The sequence below is a fragment of the Peribacillus sp. NPDC097264 genome (assembly GCF_050277925.1).
In the GTDB taxonomy this organism is placed as follows: Bacteria; Bacillota; Bacilli; order Bacillales; family DSM-1321; genus Peribacillus.
Map to the genome: position 1 here is coordinate 125,088 of NZ_JBNNSR010000009.1, position 21,034 is coordinate 146,121.

Consider the following 21,034-nt stretch of genomic DNA (forward strand, 5'->3'; position numbering starts at 1 on the left):
CTCTCCTCTTAATCTATTATTATATGAACTTATCGTTGGTTCACTCCCCATTTAACTTGAACATTACGTTCCAGGCGGGAGAAAACGACGTTATCTACAATGGTTCCAATAATCGCAATGATGATCATGACGGAAATAACAAGGTCCATTTGACCGAGCGATCTTCCCATTTCCAGAAGTTGCCCGAGACCTCCGCCTCCTCCGAGTAACTCACCTGCCATTAAAGCACGCCAAGAGAAAGCCCAAGCGATTCGGAGACCAGAAATGATTTGTGGGACAGATGCAGGCAGAATCACGGTCCTTAAGAAATGGAATCCGCTTGACCCATAAGTTTTAGCCACCCTTTGATAGAGCTGGGGCACATTTTTGAACCCGCTCGTTGCATTGACTGTCATTGTCCAGGTCGCGCCGATGGTAACGATGAAAAGGATGGAAAAATCATTCAAGCCAAACCAGATGATCGCTAACGGAAACCATACGATACTTGGTATGGATTGTAAGGCTGTTACCACAAAACCAAGCGTGTCTTCTACAAGCTTATAACGCCAGATGAAGTATCCTAAAATCAGACCGATAATGATGGCGATGGTGAACCCGATCAAGATGCGTCCCATGCTCTTTCCGACAGCTTCCGTGATTTGTCCACTCACTATTCCATTAAACAGGGTTTCAAGGACCTGAGTCAGGCTAGGAAACATGAAATCCGGAAGGCTTGATAATCTAGATGTGACTTCCCATATCCCCGCTATCATCGCGATGAATATGATTCGTCTTAAAGCTGTAATCATTCCCCATTTCCTCCTTCAGCACTTTTTCAATTTCCTCCTGTAAAATCGATAATACCCTTTGTTCGGTGTGCAGCGTCACACTATCCGGCATGACCCCATCTTTCATGGACGGTACGGAAATCGTCTCTTTGATCTTTCCCGGTCGGGTTGCAAAAACCACGATTTTCTCCGAAAGCTGAACGGCTTCACGAATATTATGCGTGACAAAAAAGATCGTCACTTTAGTTTTTCTCCAGATTTCAAGTAACTCTTTATGCAATACCATTCTCGTCTGCTCATCAAGTGCAGAAAATGGCTCATCCATCAATAGAATATCCGGTTCCATTACAAGGGCTCTGGCAATGGCGACTCTCTGTTTCATCCCTCCTGAAAGCTGATGTGGATAGGAATCTACATAGCGGCTAAGATGAACCATTTTTAGAATATCCAACGCCTTTTCTTTCGCTTTTTCTTTAGGCATTTTCTTCAACTTCAACCCGTACGTGACGTTTTCAAGTACCGTCAACCAGGGGAATAAGCCTGCTTCTTGAAACACAACCACTCGTTCGGGTCCCGGCTTCGAAACCTTTTTCCCAGCCACCCGGATGTCGCCTGAATCTGCTTTATCGAGTCCGGCTATTAAATAAAGTAGGGTCGATTTGCCACAACCTGACGGCCCAACGATTGAAACGAAGCTTCCCTTTTCGACCTCTATATTGATATCATCAAGTACCTTTATACTTTCTTTCTTTTCATTCATAAAGCTTTTTTCAATTCCGTCTACTGTTAAATACACTGAAGACACCCCACTTTTAAATCACACTAATTGACTAGACATTATTCCTTAATAATGATTAATCCAATCGTTTTTGTCAACTATAAAAATGCGAGAATTCTAACTTTTTTGTGTTTTTCTACTTCCCACCGAATAATGGAGATATACTACAATACTACATATTTTAGTAAAATGTATTCTTTTGTATGATGAGAAAGGAAAATCCGTTTTTCCTATAGCTTAATCGACTATTTCGAAATAATAATCTCCAATCTCTGCATACAAAAAAAGTTTCCTGGGATCCGGAAACTTTTTCTATATTTCATATCAACGTCTGATTTAAAATAATCTGCTTCGATATAATTTATCTTTCATTTTTTGTGTTCGACGGTGGAAAGGTTTCTTCAAAATCACCCCCAACAAAAGGGTGAGCAAAATAAAGAGTAACAACACCAGAATATCCTTAGTGGCAGTGGTCCAAGTGATTCCACCGACAGCTTCACGAAGTAAGCTAACGGCATAGGTAAATGGCAAGAAAGGATTGATATGTTGAAAAAAAGGTGGCGTCACTTGAATGGGGAAGGTCCCACCGGAACTTGAAATTTGAAGGACCATCAAAATCACGCTGATCCCCTTGCCTACATTTCCGAGAACGGATACAAATGTGTAGACAAGTAGTGTAAATCCTGCACTAATCAATACCGAAAACAAGATATACTCCCATTTATCCGCAACATATACATCAAGAAGAAGTATATTCCCTATGGATACGATTAATGCCTGCATGCATCCGATGATTAAGAAAATCAGGTACCTTCCTATATAGATCTGATATGGACTATACCCTTGTTGAGAAATATCCACGCTCAGTATCGAGATTAATACTGTCCCCCCTACCCAAAGCGAAAGCGCTGTGAAGAATGGAGACATTGCCGAACCGTAATTAGGAATTGGGAAAAGGCTATGTTGATTAAGAAGGACCGGTTCTGAAAAAAAGTCGCTTTCTTTCTCAATATCATTTCGCAAAAAGCGAATGACATCCTCGATATTATAACTCTTGTCTATCTCTCTCATTTTATTTGCAAGCCCTCGAATCTTGTTCTCGACCTCTGGAAAGTTACTCTGTAACCTATCGATTTCCTCTCTCCGGTCTAAAATGGTTTGATTGCTCTCTCCCAATAGTGCTTTAACCTCAGGAAGGGCTTGTCCCCCTTCCTCTAGCGTCATTTGCACTTTTTCTAAAAGTGCATGCCCTTCATCCCCTAGTTTTTCAAATTTCACCCCTGTATGGTCTTGATAATCGCTTTGCATTTCGTTCAATACACTAAGGTTTCTTTCTCCACGACCGGTAAGTGAATCCGTGTCTTGTTCATTCAATGACTGCATTTGTTTTCTCGTATTTTCGCGCAACTCATTAATAGAATATATTTCTGGTTGCAACACGTTTTTCCCATTGAACTGATTGACCCTTACCAATAGATTATACATACTATCCAATAAGTACCTATCCTTTTTCAGCCTGCTTATTCCTTGCTCTGTCAGTCCATATACTTCATCGTCGGTTAAACCTTGCTCCTTCAATCGGCCGGCTATTCCAATAACCGATTCATTATCACTCCTTACTATTGCAAGATCATCTTCCAGGAGTGGATTAATGGCATGAAAAGCCGCTTGGGCTGAATCAATATAAACGGCAATATTGGATACCAATTGTTCTTTTTGTGATGAAATATTTTCTACCGCTTTCAGACTATCGTTGACCTTTACAATTAAGTCTTCGGCTTTAGTCACATGCTTATGGACTGTGTTCATACTTTGTTCAAGTTCGGGCAACTCTCCTTCTAAAACGTACACCATATTCTTCATTTTTTGTATCGTCGGAAGCTCGTTTTGCAATGTGATTCCCAGTTCATTAAAGATGGAGAGTATACTTCCACTGGCCGTTTTAACGAAGCTTTTACTGACATTGTCTACAATGCTATTGGCCCCTGCAGCCGTCATTTTCGGTGCGATGCTATTGATTTTTTCATTTACGTAATAATCGATTTCGGCCTTGATGGGATCTTCCGTCATGATGGTCGCTATATGCTCAGAGAAGTTTCCCGGAATGATGATTGATGCGTAGTAATCGCCATTCTTCACTTTTGAAATGGCTTCTTCCTCCGTCGTGAATCTCCAGCCAAGGTCTGAATTTCCCTTTAACCCTTGCACCACTTCTTCTCCTATATTTATCGATTCACCATTCAACTCCGCTCCCCTATCGTTATTGGCAACCCCAACGAGGATTCCTCCCGTATTGGAGTATGGGTCCCAGGAAGCAACGATATTAAACCACGCATAAATGGAAGGGATCAACATGAGAAAAAAGATAACGACACACACAAATAAATTCTTATAAATACTGTTTAAATCCTCTATGAATATTCCCCAAATCTTTCTCAAGATAGACCTCCGGTATTCATTTTCCATAATAGTATGAGGGTAGGAAGATGCTTCAATACCATGTAAACATATCCATCCCTTTATATAAAAAAGAAGCAGCCATCGAAATGACAGCTACTTCTTTCAGAGATTATTCATTTTTTCTTCTATTAAAGCGAAAGAATATTTCTTCCCGGAAGGATAAACCTCGGTCGCCCATTCTCGATTAATGATTGCGGAAAATCTTCAGTTCTTCATTCAGTTCCTTTGTCTGATTATATACCTTTTTATACACATCAAATAGCAAGGCATACTTTTCGACATTAGCCTGTATTGGCTTATAGGATTTTTCTTCTGAAGTGAATACCTCTGCACATGCTTGCAAGGAATCATACCAGCCGCTACCATATGCAGCAAGCATTGCAGCGCCAACTGCCGGGCCCTGTTCGCTTGATAATTTAACGATCGTCGCATTGAAAACATCTGCCTGCATTTGTAGCCATGTTTCATTTTTGGCCCCTCCGCCAATGGATATGACCGTATCAATTGACTTCCCGCTTTTTCTGAATATGTCGATCGATTCATTCAATGAGAAGGTAATGCCTTCAAGGACGGCCCTGGCAAAATCAATCCGCTTATGAGAAGAATCCATGCCTATAAAGCTTCCACGAATGGTCGCATCCGGATACGGTGTCCTCTCGCCCGATATATATGGAGTGAATAGGAGACCATTTGCCCCTATCGGAACGTTAGCAATCCCCTCCAGAACCGTATCGAATTCTTCCCCACTTGCAAAAGTATCCTTAAACCAGCTTAAGCTATGCCCTGCAGATAAGGTCACACCCATTGTATAATAAGTATTTTCTTCACCATGATTAAAATAATGAACTTTTCCACCAAAATCGCGGTCATTCTTTTCTTCATAGGAGAGGACCACACCGGAAGTGCCGATACTGCAAAGCGTTTTCCCTTCGGAAAGGATACCCGACCCGATTGCACCACATGCATTGTCGGCTCCCCCAGCAAACACTTTTGTTTTTTTCGCCAAACCCGTTTGGACTGAAAAGTCTGCTGTGATTTCTCCGACACACTCACTCGATTCTACCAAAGGCGGACATAGTGTTACGTCGACACCGACAAGTTCACACATTTCACCGCTCCATTGTTTTTTTGCCACATCCATTAGAAGAGTTCCGGCAGCATCGGAATATTCACTATGTATTGTTCCTGTCATCGCATAACGAACATAGTCTTTTGGCAGCAGGAAGACATCTGCTTGATGATAGATTTCCGGTTCATATTGCTTGACCCAAAGCAATTTCGGTAGGGTAAATCCTTCAAGCGCCTGATTTTTTGTGATTTCCAATAGCCTTTTCTCGCCAATACATTCATAAGTTTGACGGCATTGTTCCGTTGTTCTTGTATCATTCCATAGAATCGCATTTCGAAGGACATTCCCTTCTCGGTCCAATAAAACAAGACCGTGCATTTGCCCGGAAAAACTAATTCCTTCAATGTCATTTGTGTCCCCATCGAATTTCCTGACTAACTCTCTGAGCGCTTCTGTCGTCTTATCAATCCATCCCTTGGGATCTTGTTCATTGAACCCTGGTTGTACCTGTATGAGGGGGTATGACTTTGAAATCTCGTCGCACACCTTTCCTTGTTGATTCATCAATAAAACCTTTACCGCACTCGTCCCTAAATCCACGCCGATGACATATTTCATGTTCCACCATCCTTTATTCAATTTAGAAAAATGTGCTGGAAGTCCTTTAGGACCCAGCACATAATCATGTTACGTATTCTTTTATGGGTCAAGCCGATTTCATCCAGACTTTTTCCATGTCCTCCAGCGTCTTTCCTTTCGTTTCCGGTATGAATTTCCATACGAAAATTGCCGAAAGGACACTCATTAAACCATAGAACCCATATGTTAAGGCACCACTGTACTCCATCATCATAGGATATGTGGCTGATATTAAATAATTGGCGATCCATTGGGCTGCTACAGCAATGGCAACCGCCTGGCCTCGAATTTTGTTCGGGAATATTTCTGAAATCAATACCCAGCAAATAGGTCCCCACGACATCATGAATGAAGCCGTATATATAATGATGAATACTAACGTGCTAATTCCAATCACATTGGCGTACGCCATTCCCGCTACCCCGAACATGCCTATCGCCATTCCTATGGAACCGACTACGAGTAATGGTTTTCGTCCCCATTTATCCACGGTCATGATAGCAATCACAGTAAAGATAACGTTTACAATTCCCATGATGATGGTTTGCATCATCGACGCATCTTTTCCTGCCCCCATGCTTTCAAAAATGCGCGGTGCATAATACAATGCAACGTTAATCCCGACAAATTGTTGGAATACGGATAGAAGGATCCCAATGACGATTACCAGTTTACCGTAAGATAATAATCTCCCACTGGATACATTCACCGTTTGTTTAATTTCATTAAAGATGGATTTGGCCTCAGCAGCCCCATTAATCTTCGTTAATATCGCCAGCGCTTTATCGTTTTGATGTTTCAACGCTAAATATCGTGGCGTTTCTGGAACAAACAGCAGGAGCAGACCAAACAATAGAGCCGGAATCGCTTCTGAAGCGAACATATATCTCCAACCAATATCGTTAATCCATTCCACTGACTGGCCATTTGCGATGCTCCAGTTTACGAAGTACACGACTAACATCCCAAGAATGATCGCAAATTGATTAAACGATACCAATTTACCTCGGATATCTGCTGGAGCAATCTCCCCTATATACATAGGGACGATTGCTGAAGCCAGACCCACTCCGATGCCGCCTATAATCCGGTATACGTTAAAAGTGAGTAATAACCCTAACGTCGGTTCGCCTTTTGTGAAAAATAAAAACTCCGGATAAGCGGACCCTAAAGCAGAAAAAAAGAATAAAAGAGAAGCAAGGATCAATGAATTCTTACGCCCGAGTTTAGATGAGATCATCCCGGACAGCAACCCTCCAATGATGCAACCAATCAATGCGCTTGAAGTCGTCGCCCCGTGGGCTAAAGACCCCATGCCTAAACTCGTAATGAAATAGGCTTCCAGGGACTTTTCCGCCCCTGATATTACAGCCGTATCATACCCAAATAGCAATCCACCAAGTGCCGCTACTAGTGTAAGTGAAAAAATATAAAGTGAGTTACGATTTTTTTTCATAGTTTTATAGAGTCAGAATAAGCCCGCAAAAGAAAAGTGCCAAGGTATCCAGCTGTTTCTTTTCTTTCCACCATATACTCCTTCTCCTTACTCCCCTCTAGTTGAATTAGAATATATGACCATAAAGGAATCTAAATCGTATGCTAGTTCCTTCCTTCCCATTCATCTTTTATTCTGCAATTGCCTTAAGGATGTATTTGTTCAAAATGCCTTTTAAGTATTCTTGTCTGCCCGATTTATTTTGGATTTCACCAAGACCAAGTGCATAGTCTTCCAACTTGCGGAAATCCGTTTTCCCCTCAACGATCTCCAAGCCGATTCCAGCTGTATAGCTGCTGTAACGGTCCGCGATGAAGTCTTCCAACACTTTGTCTTCGAGTAACTTTTTAGCGACCTTAGTACCAATTGCAAAGCTATCCATCCCCGCAATATGAGCGTGGAATAAATCTTCATACTCGAAGGAACCACGTCTCACTTTCGCGTCAAAGTTCAGGCCACCCGTTCCAAGACCATCATTTTTCAGGATTTCATACATCGCCAACGTCGTTGCGTAGAGGTCAGTCGGGAATTCATCGGTATCCCATCCAAGTAGCGAGTCCCCTTGGTTCGCATCGACGGAACCAAGCATGCCATGAGTACGGGCAACATGCAATTCATGTTCGAATGTATGTCCTGCCAAAATTGCATGGTTCGCCTCGATATTGAATTTAAAATGATCCTTCAAGCCATACGTCTGTAAAAAGGCAAGACCCGTCGCGACATCAAAGTCATATTGGTGCTTCGTCGGTTCCTTTGGTTTTGGTTCAATCAAGAACTGCGCATCAAAACCAATTTCTTTAGAGTAATCGAGGGCCATATGGAAGAATCGGGCCAAGTTATCCAGTTCTAACTTCATATTCGTATTAAGAAGGGTATCGTAGCCTTCACGTCCGCCCCAGAATACATAGTTTTCCGAACCTAATTCCTTCCCTACTTCCAATCCCTTTTTCACTTTCGCTGCCGCATAGGCAAATACATCCGCATTCGGTGAAGTGGCTGCACCATGAACCCAACGGGGATTAGAGAACATATTCGCCGTATTCCAAAGTAATTTCGTCTTGCTAGTCTTCAAGTATTCCTTGATCAAGGCCACAATTTCATCCATGTTCTTATTTGTCTCTCTCAATGTGTCTCCTTCAGGAGCGACGTCGACATCATGGAAACAAAAGAATGGAACATTCATTTTTTCAAAAAATTCAAAGGAAGCTTCCACACGTGCTTTGGCAAGGTCCATTCCCGTAAATTTATTATATGGACGAAGCATTGTTGGTTGTCCAAATGGGTCTGTGCCATCTGCAGTGAATGTATGCCAGTAAGAAACGGCGAAGCGCAAAAACTCTTCCATTGTCTGTCCGTTAATCATTTCTTTCGGGTTATAATATTTAAAGGATAAAGGGTTTGAAGATTCTGAACCTTCATATTTTACTTGATTGATAGTTTCAAAATAACTCATATTAGTATTCCTCCTAAGATAAAATGAATTTGAAATCGCTTTCATTACTTATGAAAATAATAATAACAGCAATAACTTAGTTTGTCTAATGAATATACTAAGTTTTTTGAATTTTTTTTGTTATAATAAAACTTACCTAAAATCCATTATTATTAAAAGGAGGTAGAAAGATGACCTGGAACCAGCAACTGATGAAAGTGAATAACAAGCAGGCCATTTTAGAAACCATCCTGAAACGTGCACCTATATCTCGGGCAGACATTTCGCAGCATCTCGGACTCACGAAGGGAACTGTATCTTCTCTCGTCAATGAACTGTTGGAAGCTAATCTAACCTTTGAATCAGGTCCCGGAGAATCCAGCGGTGGAAGGCGCCCCGTTCTATTATTGTTTCAAGAAAAAGCCGGTTACTCAATTGGGATAGATCTTGGAGTAAATTATATATTAGGGATCCTTACTGATCTCAATGGTGACATCGTAAGTGAAATTAGTAGAAATACGAATAATGGGAACTACGAAGAAACGTTTGAGCGCATGAAAGAAATGATTCAATCTTTAATAAAAACTGCTCCCGAAAGCCATTATGGAGTGGTAGGAATCGGGTTGGGCATTCCTGGAGTCGTTAATAATAAAGGGGAAATTCTGCTTGCTCCGAATTTAGGTTGGAAGAATGTTGACCTAAAAAAAGACATGGAAGAAGAGTTTGGTCTCCCTGTCATCGTAGAGAACGAAGCAAATGCCGGGGCCTATGGAGAAAAGAAATTTGGGGCCGGCAAAGACCATGAACATCTTGTTTACGTTAGCGCAGGTATGGGGATTGGTGTAGGCATTATCCTGGAAAACGAACTGTATCGCGGGGCGAATGGATTTTCCGGAGAAATGGGCCACATGATCATTGACGTTCATGGAAAGCCCTGTAAGTGTGGAAGCAAGGGGTGTTGGGAATTATACGCATCCGAAAAAGCTTTGATTGAACGGGCATCAGTACTTTTCCAGCCAAAAGAAATCACGCTCAAATCCCTAGTTGACCAGGCAAGCCATAGAGAAGAAATCCGTGAGCTTTTCAAAGATATCGGGCATTATCTAGGCATTGGCATTAGCAATATTTCCAATACCTTCAACCCGCAGCAGATTATCATTGGAAATCGTTTGGCCTTGGCCAAGGAATGGTTAAGGGACCCCATCGTCAAGACTGTTGAAAGCCATGCCCTCCCGTTCAACCAAGAAAAATTGCATATCAGCTTTTCTGATTTATCTTCCTATTCCCCTTCCTTAGGGGTCTCGGCTCATGTAATCGAAAACTTCCTGAAGAACAATTTAGAGAAAAAAATTCAATAGGGAACAGGAAACAAAAAAAGTGATTTCTCCGTTTGGAAAAACCACTTTTTTTGTGTTCATTTCTGTTCAATCACCCGAATCAATTCCCGTAGATAATCGGGAAGATCCGGTGGACGTCTGCTCGATACCAAGTTTCCGTCCACCACAACAGGCTCATCCATCCAATGTGCCCCGGCATTCTCCATATCATCTTTGATGCCAGGCGTACTTGTCACATTCTTACCTTGCAAAATCCCTGCTGAAACCAGGACCCAACCCGCATGACATATTTGGCCAATCGGCTTCTTGTTTTCGTCCATGCCCTGAATCAGAGAAATCACTTCAGGAAACCGGCGAATCTTATCGGGTGCCCAACCTCCCGGAACTAGGATCGCATCATAGTCTTCCGCTTTGATGCTGCCATAATCAAAATCTGAAACGGCTGGCACACCATATTTACCAATATACGTCTCATTTTCCTTTTCTCCGGCAAGATGAACGATGGCCCCTTCTTCCCTCAATCTTAAAATTGGATACCAAAGCTCCAAATCTTCGAAATCATGATGCACAAGACTGATTATTTTCTTTCCTTCTAAGCGCATATATCCCTCTCCTTCTATCACTTGTTCCCCGTAACTTAAAGGTATACTTCCCCGTTTTGGTAACACGTACACTTTTATCTTTACGTGCCATATTCAAATTTCATCCGCAATCTGATAAAAAAAAAGACTTTCTAATGAACGAAAGTCTCTTTTGTAGGATATTAGTCTTCTCCAATTATTTTCACTTCGGTTTCAAGCTCCACGTCAAATTTCCTTTTAACGGTATCTTGAACATATTGAATGAGTTCCAAATAATCGGTGGCCGTCGCGGAATCAACATTTACGATAAATCCGGCATGTTTAGTGGAAACTTGAGCTCCACCGATTTGCTTCCCTTGTAAGCCGCTATCCTGGATTAGTTTACCTGCAAAATGTCCAGGGGGACGTTTGAAGACACTTCCACAAGACGGGAACTCAAGCGGTTGTTTAGATTCCCTCTGGAAAGTAAAATCATCCATCTTACTTTTGATTTCTTCGTATTCTCCCTTTCTTAATAAGAAGGTAGCTTCTAATACCAATAGTTTTTCTTTTGAAAAACGGCTAGAACGATAGCCCAGATCTAATTCATCCTTCTTCAAAGTCTGTAATTCTCCTGAACGGGTGATGACAAGGGCTTCCTGTAGTACATCTGAAACTTCTCCACCATATGCCCCTGCATTCATATATAAAGCCCCTCCAACAGAGCCGGGGATCCCGCAAGCAAACTCTAAGCCAGTCAGACTATTTTGTAACGCGAATCGAGAGGCTTGAATGATAGCGGCACCACTTTGTACGGTGAGCTTGTTACCGTCCAATTCCATGCTTGCTATATCAATAAGGGTCATGACGATACCACGTATGCCCCCATCTTTAATAATCATGTTAGAACCATTCCCCACGATCGTTAAGGGTAAATGATTGTTGAGCGCATAAATATATATCGCTTGGACTTCTTGATAATTTTTAGGCATTACGAAGAAATCTGCCTTGCCGCCTGTTTTCGTAAACGTATATTGGTGTAGCGGTTCATTCATTCTTACATTACTTGGATGTACAATTCCCTGAAGATCTAAAAAAATTTGTTTACTCATTTATACAAACTCCCATTAAATATTTTAGAAAAAGAACAAACATTTCATTTCTTTTTGTACACATTAATCGTTAGATGTTTCATTCTATGCTTGATATAAGTGAAAAACAACGATTTACACTTAATTATGACCTGCCATTTATTCCATTACCCACATTTTCAATATTTAGTGATGCCTACGGTCCGACTCTATAAGGAAGTCTTTTTTGTTCTACGGCAAAAACCATTACCCCAAAAAAGAAAAAAGGGTGGATATCAATGAAAGGGGTTAATGATAAATGATCAAAATGGAGTAATCCTATATGTTTCTTAGGATCAAATCCAGTAAAACCATAATAAAAAACGGCGAAAACATTGATTGTACAATGCTTACGCCGTTGGATGACCTGTGAGGGATTCGAACCCACGACCCCTTCCCTGTCAAGGAAGTGCTCTCCCACTGAGCTAACAAGTCGTATGTAAAAGTTGGCTTGCTCTGTTACTTAAGTACATAATTTATTATAAGTTTTTTTCGACAAAAGTCAACGAATTATTTTAAAAAAAGTTTACTGTTAGCTTTTAAATAAAGGGCATGAACAAATTCAGAACAAATGTTCTTTATTTTCTTGCATAACAAACAAATGTTCGCATATAATATAACCAATAAAGATAGAAACGGAGGCCACCGGAATGAAATATATCATTAGGAAACATATGGATGAAAAGGTTCCTTTAGAAATCATTTACCTATCTGAAAATGGAAAGATTACACAGCGGAGAATTGAAGTTCTTGAAGTATATTCAGGTTACATCCGTGCCTTTTGTTTTCTTCGGCGGACAAAGCGAACGTTCAAAATAGAAAACATCCTCTCGGCCCGCCTTATTAAGTCCAGGTATGATAGGTCAGGATAATGCCGATGAGTGCCTAACGCATCGTTTAAAAGATCCAAACTTATCCGATTATCTCCTCTTCCTCCTGTATATCCTTTTCTTGTTCCGTCAAGGATTCTTCATCATCTCTTAGACGGTGTGCCAATCTTGAGGCAGCGCTTGCTGCAATGCTTGCAACAATATCATCAAGGAAGGTGTGTACGACTCCCTCTTGCTTCTTATCCAATTCGTGAATGACGCCTATTTTATTTTTATCCAAATGCCCAAAGGTTGTCACGGCAATGCTTCCATAACCAAGTACGGCACCAAAGGCAATCGTTTCATCCACTCCAAACAGACCTTCATCCGATTCGACAATGGATTGGAGCGGTTCCGATAGCTTCTTTTGTTCTGCAAGTCGATCAAGTTCAACGCCAACTAAAATGGCATGTTGGATTTCTCTCTTTAAAAGCACCCTTTCAACACTTCTAATGCATTCCTCTACTTTCAAATCAGCTTTATAAGGGAATTGTAATTCAAAGACAATCTCAGCAATATCTTCCACACTTACACCACGATCTAGTAATGCTTGTTTAGCCGCTCTTGTGACTTCCCTACTATGGACGCGTACATCTGCCATTTTATCTGCCTCCCCTTTTATTGATATCTTTCCATTATACCATTAAGTATTCTAAATATTTAGAAAATAATAGAAAAATTACTTTTCTGTATCCTTCAGACAGGAAAAAGAAGGATGGCTATGCTAAAATAACTAAGAACATTATTTTCATTATAAATTCATAGAGGTGCGGGTAAATGAGTTTACGCAAAGGCACGATAAAAGAATATATGTTTAAAAGTGAGGCATTATCTGAGGAATTAGAGCTACTTGTATATTTACCGGCTAATTTTTCACCACTTTATAAATATACGCTTGTCATAGCTCAAGATGGTCGAGATTATTTCCAAATGGGTCGAATAGGCCGTGTGACTGATGAACTTCTGGGAAATGGCGAGATAGAGAATATTATAATCGTCGGCATTCCATATAAAGATCGGTTTGACCGCAGACGGAAATATCATCCTGATGGTGAACAGCACGAAGCCTACATACGATTTCTGGCCCATGAACTCGTTCCATTTTTAGATGAGGAATTCCCGACCTATCAAATGGGACATGGCCGGGCGTTAATGGGGGATTCCCTTGGTGGCACGGTCTCCCTGCTCGCTGCACTTAAATATCCACATACATTCGGTAAATGTATCATGCAATCTCCGCTTGCCAATGAAGAAGTGATGGATGCTGTCCGTAGTTTTGAGAATCCTCATCTCCTCGAACTGTATCATGTGATTGGAACGGAAGAGACCGATGTACCCACTACAGACGGGAACCGGGCAAATTTCATAGAACCCAATCGGGAACTTCATCAATTGTTAACACAAAAAGGATTCCCTTGCTTCTATGAAGAATTTGAAGGGAATCATACATGGAAGTTTTGGCAGGCAGATTTAAAAAGGGCCCTTCTTGAAATGTTTTAATCTCGATTGGAATGGTAGAAATGATGCATTTGGATTAGAGTTTTCGCAAAATTAAATTATAATCTTAGGAGGTAACAATATGAAATATGGTGTTGCAATTTTCCCTTCAAAAAAACTTCAAGATTTAGCTAACTCCTACCGGAAACGGTATGATACAAAGTACGCATTCATTCCACCACATCTTACACTTAAACAACCGTTTGAAGCGACTGAAACGGAAATTTCAGCAGTTGCAGAACGCTTGAAAGACATTGCACGGAAGTTCCAGCCTTTCTCCTTAAATGTGACGAAAGCGAAATCCTTCCAACCCGTCAGCAACACCATTTATTTTAAAGTGGAGCTGTCAAAGGAATTGGAAGACTTACACGAAATGCTTCATGATGAGAACTTCTTCAAAAACGAAACAGAACATGCTTTTGTGCCACATATAACGATTGCACAAGATTTATCTGATAACGAACATTCAGATGTGTTAGGCCAATTAAGCATGCTTGATGTAAGCCACGAAGAAGAAGTCAAAAGAATTCATTTATTGTATCAATTAGAAGATGGAACTTGGACTGTATATGAAACATTTCGTTTAGGAGCTGAATAATTTCGTGTTTGTAAAAATTGTTGAGAACGAGCAAGAACGTGGATATGCCTACACCATAAGAAAAAAAGTGTTTGTAGAGGAACAACATGTCCCACTTGAAGAAGAGATTGACCAATATGAAGAAGATTCCACACACTTTGTCTTATATAACGATGAAGATCAGCCTATTGGCGCGGGGAGATTTCGAATCATTGATGGGATTGGTAAGGTCCAGCGCATCTGTGTACTCTCTGACTCCCGTAAGACTGGGGCTGGGGCCATGATCATGAATGCCATTGAAGAGTTTGCGGTTTCTCATGACGTCACTCAATTGAAGCTTGATGCTCAATTGCACGCCATCCCCTTTTACTCGAAGTTAGGGTATGAAATCATTTCCGAAGAATTTATGGATGCAGGCATTCCCCATAAAACGATGAAAAAAAAGATTTCCTAATAAAAACGCTGTTCCCTTGGGTTTTCCACAGGGGACAGCGTTTTTTTCTATATACCATTCTCATAAAAATCCCTTCCCATTCTATGTCAAATTCTACAAATAAACATAGTCTATATATAGAAAGCAAGAAGGAGGGAAATTTCATGAGTAACAATGAATTTAACATGGATGAATCTCAAAAAAGATTAATGGAACTACTCGTTTCAAGGACCTTGAGAAAGCATGGTGTCAAAAAGGATAAAGTTGATTTGAGTGAGAAAGAAAGAAATCACTTAAAAGAGACCATACAGTTTTTACAGAAACAATCTGAAATGCTTATCAATCAAGAAAAAAGCATTACAGAAAACGATGTGAATCCCGTCACAAATTCTCACCACACTAGTTATTCCGATACAAAAGACAAATAACTAACATTCCTCCTATTCAATTACACTTTTTTCGGTATGAAGCGTAGACCTTGCTTACAAGGCATTCTATGATGCTTCATATCCGTTCGCACAAACTCTCTTCAAAAAAATATTTAAAAATAAACGAATGAATTGATTTATTCGTCCAACCAAATTTACATGCATAGCATATTTTAATAGGGAATTAAACCCTAAGGAGGAAAAAACGACATGAACCAAAATGTATATCATAGCAACAATTGCAATACAACCAAGCATTCTGAAAGATCATGGTCGGCTCTAGACAATAATACCAACCATCCCCTAACATCATTCTGTGAAGAATCTGCAAACGAAATTGAACAAGAAGCTAAACAGGAAAACTCGCAACTCCAACTTTCTGAAGAACTTGTTTACATTAAAGATTCTTGTAATGTAAGAGTAATCTCTACAGATGTTAAAGCGGCCCTTTCTTTACAGACGGCCATCCAAGCAGCCATCGCTGTCATCGTCAGCATTTCCATTGCAGACACTGACCAAGCCGACCGCATAACTCAAGAATTGATCCAATCTTCTAATGTTAAACAAATTACACGTCAAAAAACAATTGTTGAAAATAGCCGTGATATCGAAATTACTACAACCGATGCTCAAATTGCGGTTAACATCCAATTGTTACTTCAATTGCTATTAGCTCTAATTGTAGAATTAGACGTTCTTTAAGAGTGAACACAAAAAGGACACATAAATGTGTCCTTTTGTATTTCTACCGAATGTTCAGACCATTTCGTTTACATATCCGCCTTTCCCTGTCATTTCAGCCGTGATTTCCTCATGAGCCCTCATTAGTAAATGGTTCTTATACGCACCTGCTCTTGGTGATCGGTCTTGATTCATATTCGTGACATGGTCAAATTTTTCCGACCGCTTCGTTTCGTCTTCCAGTACTTGGTCAAAACGAATTGGCTGAATGGGTGTCGTTCCATCAACGATTCTTGGTTTTCTCTCCGCTTCTATTGTCCGGTTTGCGTATTGAATGTATTCGAATTGCGTTACTGGCGCTATGTATCCCATCATTAACCCTCCTCACTATATAGTTTCTCTTGTCATTTACATACCCAAATCAAAATGAAACGAAACATCTTTTCCCGGATTCTTTTTTTCTATTTCTCTGGTAAAATGGAGATTGCCGATATTTTTAATAGATTTGAGGTATCCATTTATATGAATCAAGCCAAATCGGGAAATGAAATCATACATCTACTTACTGTTTCGGCTAGTGAGCTGCAGACACTCTTTGAAAAAGGAAAACGTGATCAGCTCTCTTGTGTCATATGTGATAAGCCAGTGAAATTATTCATTGGCATTCATGAAACACCCTATTTTTATCACAGTGACCCTTCACGACCTGCTTGTGAAATGCCAAATCCTATATCAAAACCAGAAACTAAACCTTTAGAATACATGGAACAAAACGGATTCAGAATTCCTAAATCCCGCACCATTACCGAAACGAAGCCAGTTATCGAACCATTTTTGAAAAGCCGGACCATTACAGGCAATCCTCCCTATTTGGATAAACCATCCGTCCGCACTGAACTTTTGGACCCTTACTTTCAGGAACTATCTGAAAAAGGGATCATGCTTGATGCCGAACAGTTAAAGGCAGTTAAAACGATAGAAGGTCCCGTCCTTGTTTTATCCGGAGCTGGAAGCGGTAAAACGAGAGTATTGACGGTCAGGACTGCCTATATGCTCACTGTAGAAAAAGTAGATCCTAAAAGCATCATGCTTGTAACCTTTACAGCGAAATCCGCTAAGGAGATGCAGCAACGGCTAATCAGCTATCCTTATATGTCCCCTTCCCTCGTCTCTCAAATTGTTAGTGGTACCTTCCACAGCATCTTTTATAAAATCCTGATTTTTCATGAGCCGGAAAAATGGCAACGGGACTTCCTGTTGAAGTGGAATTGGGAAAAAGAAAAAATATTGAAGCAGGCCGGTCGGGAGTTAGAGCTTGATGAAAAGGAATTCGCCTACGATCAGGCACTTCAGCAAATTGGCCTATGGAAAAACTCGTTGATTTTTCCTGACGATGTCAAACCGAATGATGATTGGGAGAAATCCTGTTTATTCTTATATAAAAAGTATGAAGCGTATAAAGAGCAAACAAGTAAATATGATTTCGATGATATGCTGGTAGGTTGTTACGTGTTTTTGAAGAACCATCCTGAATTGTTACTGAAATATCAACGACGGTTCCGCTATTTCTTAGTGGACGAGTTTCAGGATATTAATAAAGTTCAATATGAGTTGATAAAACTCCTTTCAGCGGATACAAAAAATGTTTGTGCTGTTGGTGATGACGATCAAGCCATCTATTCATTCCGAGGGAGTGATCCAAAGTATATCCTGAATTTTAACCGGGATTTCCCTGGTTCCCAAGTCGTGAAGTTGACCGAAAATTACCGCTCCTCCCATGAGATTGTCGCTACGGCAAACAGAATGATAAAACGAAATCAGCATCGGATGGATAAAACGATGCGGGCACAACATGATCAAGGGAATCCGGCTGTATTATTCTATCCGCATGATGAAGAGCTCGAAGCGACGATGATCGTGACCGACATACAAGAGAAGATATCCAAAGGTGCCAATCCTGGTGACTTCGCCATCCTTTACAGGACCCATACGATGTCGCGGGCCATTTTTGAAAGACTGGCATCTTCTAACCTTCCCTTCGTGATCGAAAAGGATGCGGATTCGTTTTATCAACGGCGAGTCATCCATGGCATGCTTGCATTCATGCGCTTGAGCCTGCACCCTCATGATAGCAAAGCAGCTTCCGACGTCCTTTCTTCTTTATTTTTAAAGCAGAGCGTCCTACAAGAGCTAAAGGCCCAGACGATCCTGCAAGATTGTGACTTTATTGATGCATTTGCCTTTGTAAAAACGGGACATGCGTTTCAAGAACGTAAATTAAAAGCAATACCGGGTCAAATCCGTTCTATAAAGACCATGTCCCCGCTCGTGGCTTTAGAAATCATCGAGAAGGATTTGGGTTATCAAGAGTATGTAAAGAAGAGGGGAAATGAGGCCAACCTGGAAAAGGGTTCGGACGATATCCGTGATTTGAAAGTGGCTGCTAACCGGTTTCCTACAGTTGCTTCCTTCCTCGACCATGTCGATCATATGACTGCCATGGTGCAGGAAGTAAAACAGCTGTCCAAGCACTTTAAAGATGCCATACAGCTCACGACGATTCACCGCTCTAAAGGCCTTGAATATCAATCTGTTTATATCCTGGCGGCGGTTGATGGCAGCCTTCCCCATGATTTTGCATTGGATTCGTATCGTAAGGGTGAACTAGGCCCGCTCGAAGAGGAAAGGAGATTGCTTTATGTGGCTGCGACCCGGGCCAAAAAGGATCTTTATATCTCTATCCCGCAAACCAGGCGTGGAAGGACGGCCCATCCATCACGGTTCCTTAATCTTTAAGAATATCCATGGAAACAGGAGCCTGCAATGCTGCAGACTCCTGTTTCGCTTACTATTTTTTATTCATCATATTGGAAATCGTCCCGAAATCCAGTTTATTTCCCTCAGCAACGATAGAATGTACGATTTTGTCTTCCATTTCCTTGTTGACTGGTTTATTGGCTATTTGAGATACCCTTTTGATCACGTTCCTTACAGTCGTTTCATCTTTGAAATTCGCACCCTGAAGTGAATTTGCCAATTCCATCACATCTTTCATATTCACACCCGTTTTTCCTTCTATGTTTTTAAATAAATTGTTATCCATGCCTAAGCCCCTCCTTTTCTGTATCTATCTTATGGAAGGATGTAGGATATGTGCAAGGACCATAAAAATCAATAAAAAAAGGAATAGGCTCATACAGCCTATTCCAATTACACTAACAGAAAGAAGCCCCGACAATCACTAATAGGATAAACAATACTACGATCAAGACGAACGTGGATCCAGCGCCAAATCCGCCGCCACCGTATGCTTCGCCTCCATAGCCATAGCCTTCATTGCAACCGCCACATCCGTAGCCACCATAACCAAACATATTACAATCACCTCGCTCTCAAATTGAGCTCACTGATAATATATGTAGGATGGGACAATATGTATAGGCCATGCCCTAAACATCATGCCCATTTCCGCTATGTATGGATCATCCTTTCGGTCTGAAGACCAAAGCTCCGATAAATCCAAAGATGATAGCTGCAGAGATTCCTGAACTCGTGATTTCAAACATGCCGGTAAGGACGCCGACAATCCCATGCTTTTCTGCTTCTAACATGGCTCCGTTCACCAAGGAATTCCCAAAGGAAACAATGGGAATGGTTGCTCCTGCTCCTGCAAAGTCTATAAGCGGTTCATATAATTCGAAGCCTCCCAGTATGGCTCCTATTACAACGAATAAGCTTAGTGTATGTGCCGGGGTTAGCTTAGCCAAGTCGAATAAAAGCTGGCCGATTACACAAATCAAGCCTCCGATGACAAAGGCCCAAAAAAACATTGCTAACATCCTGATCTCTCCTTTTTCATGTATTTGTCCCATACTCAATGGCCACCGCATGGGCAATACACGGAATCGATTCTTTTTGCTGATACGTTAACGGTGACAATAATGCCCCTGTTGCAATCAATAATATCCGTTTATATTTCCCCTGACTCATTTCATTTAATAAATGACCGTATAACACGGCTGCGGAACAACCGGCACCACTTCCACCAGCTAAAACAGGCTGATCCTTTTTATAAATGATCAATCCACAGTCTTTGAATTTTTCCTGGTTGATCCTACATCCTTTTTCCTTCAAAAGATCCAACGCCGTGGACCTTCCTATCTGCCCTAAATCACCAGTGACAATCAAGTCATAATGGTCAGGGGTAAGACCCGTGTCTCTGAAATGAGCGATAATCGTATCTACGGCAGCGGGTGCCATTGCCCCCCCCATATTGAAAGGATCCTTCAACCCCATGTCAATGACTCTTCCAATGGTAGCGGAAACAACATGAGGGTATGCCTCCTGCCTCGTACCATTTGGAGTCACCAAAGCTACCCCCGCACCGGTTATCGTCCACTGAGCAGTAGGTGGTTTCTGTCCCCCATACTCTGTTGGATAACGGAATTGTTTTTCGACGGCTGCATTATGACTGGACGCCCCTGTCAGCACATAGTTAGCCCCACCGTAATTGGTGATGAAGGCTGCCAGGGCAAGACCTTCCATCGATGTTGAACAAGCACCGAACAAACCGAAGTACGGAATCCCATTGGTTCTAGCTGCCAGACTGGTGGGTGTAATCTGGTTGATTAAATCCCCTGCCAGAAAAAATTGCACTTGTTCCTTTTCAATTCCCCCTTTTTGCAGGGCAATCTCCACTGATTTTTCCATCAAATGACGATGGGCCTTTTCATACGAATCCTGCTCCATCCACAGGTCGCTGTACAGAATGTCAAAGTCACCCGGAATTTCACCATTTGCTTCAAAAGGGCCACCCGTTACACCCGTACTTAAAATGATTGGTTTATTAGCGAACGTCCAAGTTTGTCTCCCCTTTAGCATC

At 41.2% G+C, this 21,034-nt stretch carries 22 protein-coding genes and 1 tRNA gene; 8 read left to right on the plus strand and 15 right to left on the minus strand.

The window, feature by feature from the left end:
* Positions 1 to 29 precede the first annotated feature (29 nt).
* From ACQKL0_RS15620 to xylA, 6 genes are all read right to left on the minus strand, one after another.
* The gene (locus tag ACQKL0_RS15620; protein ID WP_402867835.1) at positions 30 to 788 is read right to left on the minus strand and encodes an ABC transporter permease; all 759 of its coding nucleotides are present in this window, start codon (positions 786 to 788) and stop codon (positions 30 to 32) included.
* Positions 721 to 1,563 (minus strand): ABC transporter ATP-binding protein, encoded by an 843-nt coding sequence (locus ACQKL0_RS15625; protein ID WP_427688489.1) that lies wholly within the window; start codon positions 1,561 to 1,563, stop codon positions 721 to 723. The genes ACQKL0_RS15620 and ACQKL0_RS15625 overlap by 68 nt, the downstream gene beginning before the upstream one ends.
* 318 nt (positions 1,564 to 1,881) lie before the next feature.
* Positions 1,882 to 3,984: a YhgE/Pip family protein gene (locus ACQKL0_RS15630; protein WP_427688491.1), complete on the minus strand. Its 2,103-nt coding sequence runs from the start codon at positions 3,982 to 3,984 to the stop codon at positions 1,882 to 1,884.
* A 205-nt stretch (positions 3,985 to 4,189) separates the two neighbouring features.
* Positions 4,190 to 5,692 (minus strand): xylulokinase, encoded by a 1,503-nt coding sequence (gene xylB / locus ACQKL0_RS15635; RefSeq protein WP_427688492.1) that lies wholly within the window; start codon positions 5,690 to 5,692, stop codon positions 4,190 to 4,192.
* A gap of 88 nt (positions 5,693 to 5,780) precedes the next feature.
* A complete protein-coding gene (gene xylE, locus ACQKL0_RS15640; RefSeq protein WP_427688494.1) occupies positions 5,781 to 7,169 on the minus strand; it encodes a D-xylose transporter XylE in 1,389 nt (462 codons plus the stop codon).
* 169 nt (positions 7,170 to 7,338) lie between these two features.
* The gene (gene xylA, locus ACQKL0_RS15645) at positions 7,339 to 8,661 is read right to left on the minus strand and encodes a xylose isomerase (RefSeq protein ID WP_427688496.1); all 1,323 of its coding nucleotides are present in this window, start codon (positions 8,659 to 8,661) and stop codon (positions 7,339 to 7,341) included.
* A 170-nt stretch (positions 8,662 to 8,831) separates the two neighbouring features.
* Here xylA and ACQKL0_RS15650 point away from each other — a divergent pair, with 170 nt between their 5' ends.
* Positions 8,832 to 9,998: an ROK family protein gene (locus ACQKL0_RS15650; RefSeq protein ID WP_427688497.1), complete on the plus strand. Its 1,167-nt coding sequence runs from the start codon at positions 8,832 to 8,834 to the stop codon at positions 9,996 to 9,998.
* A 56-nt stretch (positions 9,999 to 10,054) separates the two neighbouring features.
* On the opposite strand, the gene ACQKL0_RS15655 is transcribed toward ACQKL0_RS15650, so the two are convergent.
* From ACQKL0_RS15655 to ACQKL0_RS15665, 3 genes are all read right to left on the minus strand, one after another.
* Entirely contained in the window at positions 10,055 to 10,579 is a 525-nt protein-coding gene (locus ACQKL0_RS15655; RefSeq protein ID WP_427688499.1) for a type 1 glutamine amidotransferase domain-containing protein, read from the minus strand.
* Between the two features lie 161 nt (positions 10,580 to 10,740).
* Complete coding sequence (gene murB / locus ACQKL0_RS15660) at positions 10,741 to 11,649, minus strand: UDP-N-acetylmuramate dehydrogenase (protein ID WP_427688501.1); 909 nt, start codon at positions 11,647 to 11,649, stop codon at positions 10,741 to 10,743.
* A gap of 381 nt (positions 11,650 to 12,030) precedes the next feature.
* Positions 12,031 to 12,102: transfer RNA gene (locus ACQKL0_RS15665), tRNA-Val, on the minus strand.
* A gap of 215 nt (positions 12,103 to 12,317) precedes the next feature.
* Here ACQKL0_RS15665 and ACQKL0_RS15670 point away from each other — a divergent pair.
* Positions 12,318 to 12,539 (plus strand): hypothetical protein, encoded by a 222-nt coding sequence (locus ACQKL0_RS15670; protein ID WP_402867826.1) that lies wholly within the window; start codon positions 12,318 to 12,320, stop codon positions 12,537 to 12,539.
* Positions 12,540 to 12,579: 40 nt separating this feature from the next.
* On the opposite strand, the gene ACQKL0_RS15675 is transcribed toward ACQKL0_RS15670, so the two are convergent.
* The gene (locus ACQKL0_RS15675; protein WP_427688503.1) at positions 12,580 to 13,137 is read right to left on the minus strand and encodes a phosphatidylglycerophosphatase A family protein; all 558 of its coding nucleotides are present in this window, start codon (positions 13,135 to 13,137) and stop codon (positions 12,580 to 12,582) included.
* A 176-nt stretch (positions 13,138 to 13,313) separates the two neighbouring features.
* Between ACQKL0_RS15675 and ACQKL0_RS15680 the strand changes: the two genes are divergently transcribed.
* The 5 genes from ACQKL0_RS15680 (at position 13,314) to ACQKL0_RS15700 (ending at position 16,173) form a co-directional block, all read left to right on the plus strand.
* Complete coding sequence (locus ACQKL0_RS15680) at positions 13,314 to 14,036, plus strand: alpha/beta hydrolase (protein WP_427688505.1); 723 nt, start codon at positions 13,314 to 13,316, stop codon at positions 14,034 to 14,036.
* A gap of 79 nt (positions 14,037 to 14,115) precedes the next feature.
* Positions 14,116 to 14,631, plus strand: a complete 516-nt coding sequence (locus tag ACQKL0_RS15685) for a YjcG family protein (protein ID WP_427688507.1) — start codon at positions 14,116 to 14,118, stop codon at positions 14,629 to 14,631.
* Positions 14,632 to 14,635: 4 nt separating this feature from the next.
* On the plus strand, positions 14,636 to 15,064 hold the full coding sequence (locus ACQKL0_RS15690) for a GNAT family N-acetyltransferase (protein ID WP_427688508.1): 429 nt from the start codon (positions 14,636 to 14,638) through the stop codon (positions 15,062 to 15,064).
* Positions 15,065 to 15,207: 143 nt separating this feature from the next.
* Positions 15,208 to 15,471, plus strand: a complete 264-nt coding sequence (locus tag ACQKL0_RS15695; RefSeq protein WP_427688510.1) for a hypothetical protein — start codon at positions 15,208 to 15,210, stop codon at positions 15,469 to 15,471.
* A 210-nt stretch (positions 15,472 to 15,681) separates the two neighbouring features.
* On the plus strand, positions 15,682 to 16,173 hold the full coding sequence (locus tag ACQKL0_RS15700; protein WP_427688512.1) for a spore coat protein: 492 nt from the start codon (positions 15,682 to 15,684) through the stop codon (positions 16,171 to 16,173).
* 54 nt (positions 16,174 to 16,227) lie between these two features.
* Here ACQKL0_RS15700 and ACQKL0_RS15705 read toward each other — a convergent pair whose 3' ends face one another.
* A complete protein-coding gene (locus ACQKL0_RS15705; protein ID WP_427688514.1) occupies positions 16,228 to 16,524 on the minus strand; it encodes a hypothetical protein in 297 nt (98 codons plus the stop codon).
* A gap of 150 nt (positions 16,525 to 16,674) precedes the next feature.
* On the opposite strand from ACQKL0_RS15705, the gene ACQKL0_RS15710 reads away from it, so the two are divergent.
* The gene (locus ACQKL0_RS15710; RefSeq protein ID WP_427688516.1) at positions 16,675 to 18,948 is read left to right on the plus strand and encodes an ATP-dependent helicase; all 2,274 of its coding nucleotides are present in this window, start codon (positions 16,675 to 16,677) and stop codon (positions 18,946 to 18,948) included.
* A gap of 52 nt (positions 18,949 to 19,000) precedes the next feature.
* Here the strand turns inward: ACQKL0_RS15710 and ACQKL0_RS15715 are convergent, their stop codons facing one another.
* The 4 genes from ACQKL0_RS15715 to spoVAD all read right to left on the minus strand — a co-directional run bounded on the left by ACQKL0_RS15715 (position 19,001) and on the right by spoVAD (position 21,033).
* The gene (locus ACQKL0_RS15715; RefSeq protein WP_402867817.1) at positions 19,001 to 19,255 is read right to left on the minus strand and encodes a stage VI sporulation protein F; all 255 of its coding nucleotides are present in this window, start codon (positions 19,253 to 19,255) and stop codon (positions 19,001 to 19,003) included.
* Positions 19,256 to 19,367: 112 nt separating this feature from the next.
* A complete protein-coding gene (locus tag ACQKL0_RS15720; RefSeq protein ID WP_427688517.1) occupies positions 19,368 to 19,526 on the minus strand; it encodes a YjcZ family sporulation protein in 159 nt (52 codons plus the stop codon).
* Between the two features lie 108 nt (positions 19,527 to 19,634).
* Positions 19,635 to 19,991: a stage V sporulation protein AE gene (gene spoVAE / locus ACQKL0_RS15725; RefSeq protein WP_402987473.1), complete on the minus strand. Its 357-nt coding sequence runs from the start codon at positions 19,989 to 19,991 to the stop codon at positions 19,635 to 19,637.
* Between the two features lie 16 nt (positions 19,992 to 20,007).
* Complete coding sequence (gene spoVAD, locus ACQKL0_RS15730; RefSeq protein WP_402867814.1) at positions 20,008 to 21,033, minus strand: stage V sporulation protein AD; 1,026 nt, start codon at positions 21,031 to 21,033, stop codon at positions 20,008 to 20,010.
* Position 21,034 lies beyond the last annotated feature (1 nt).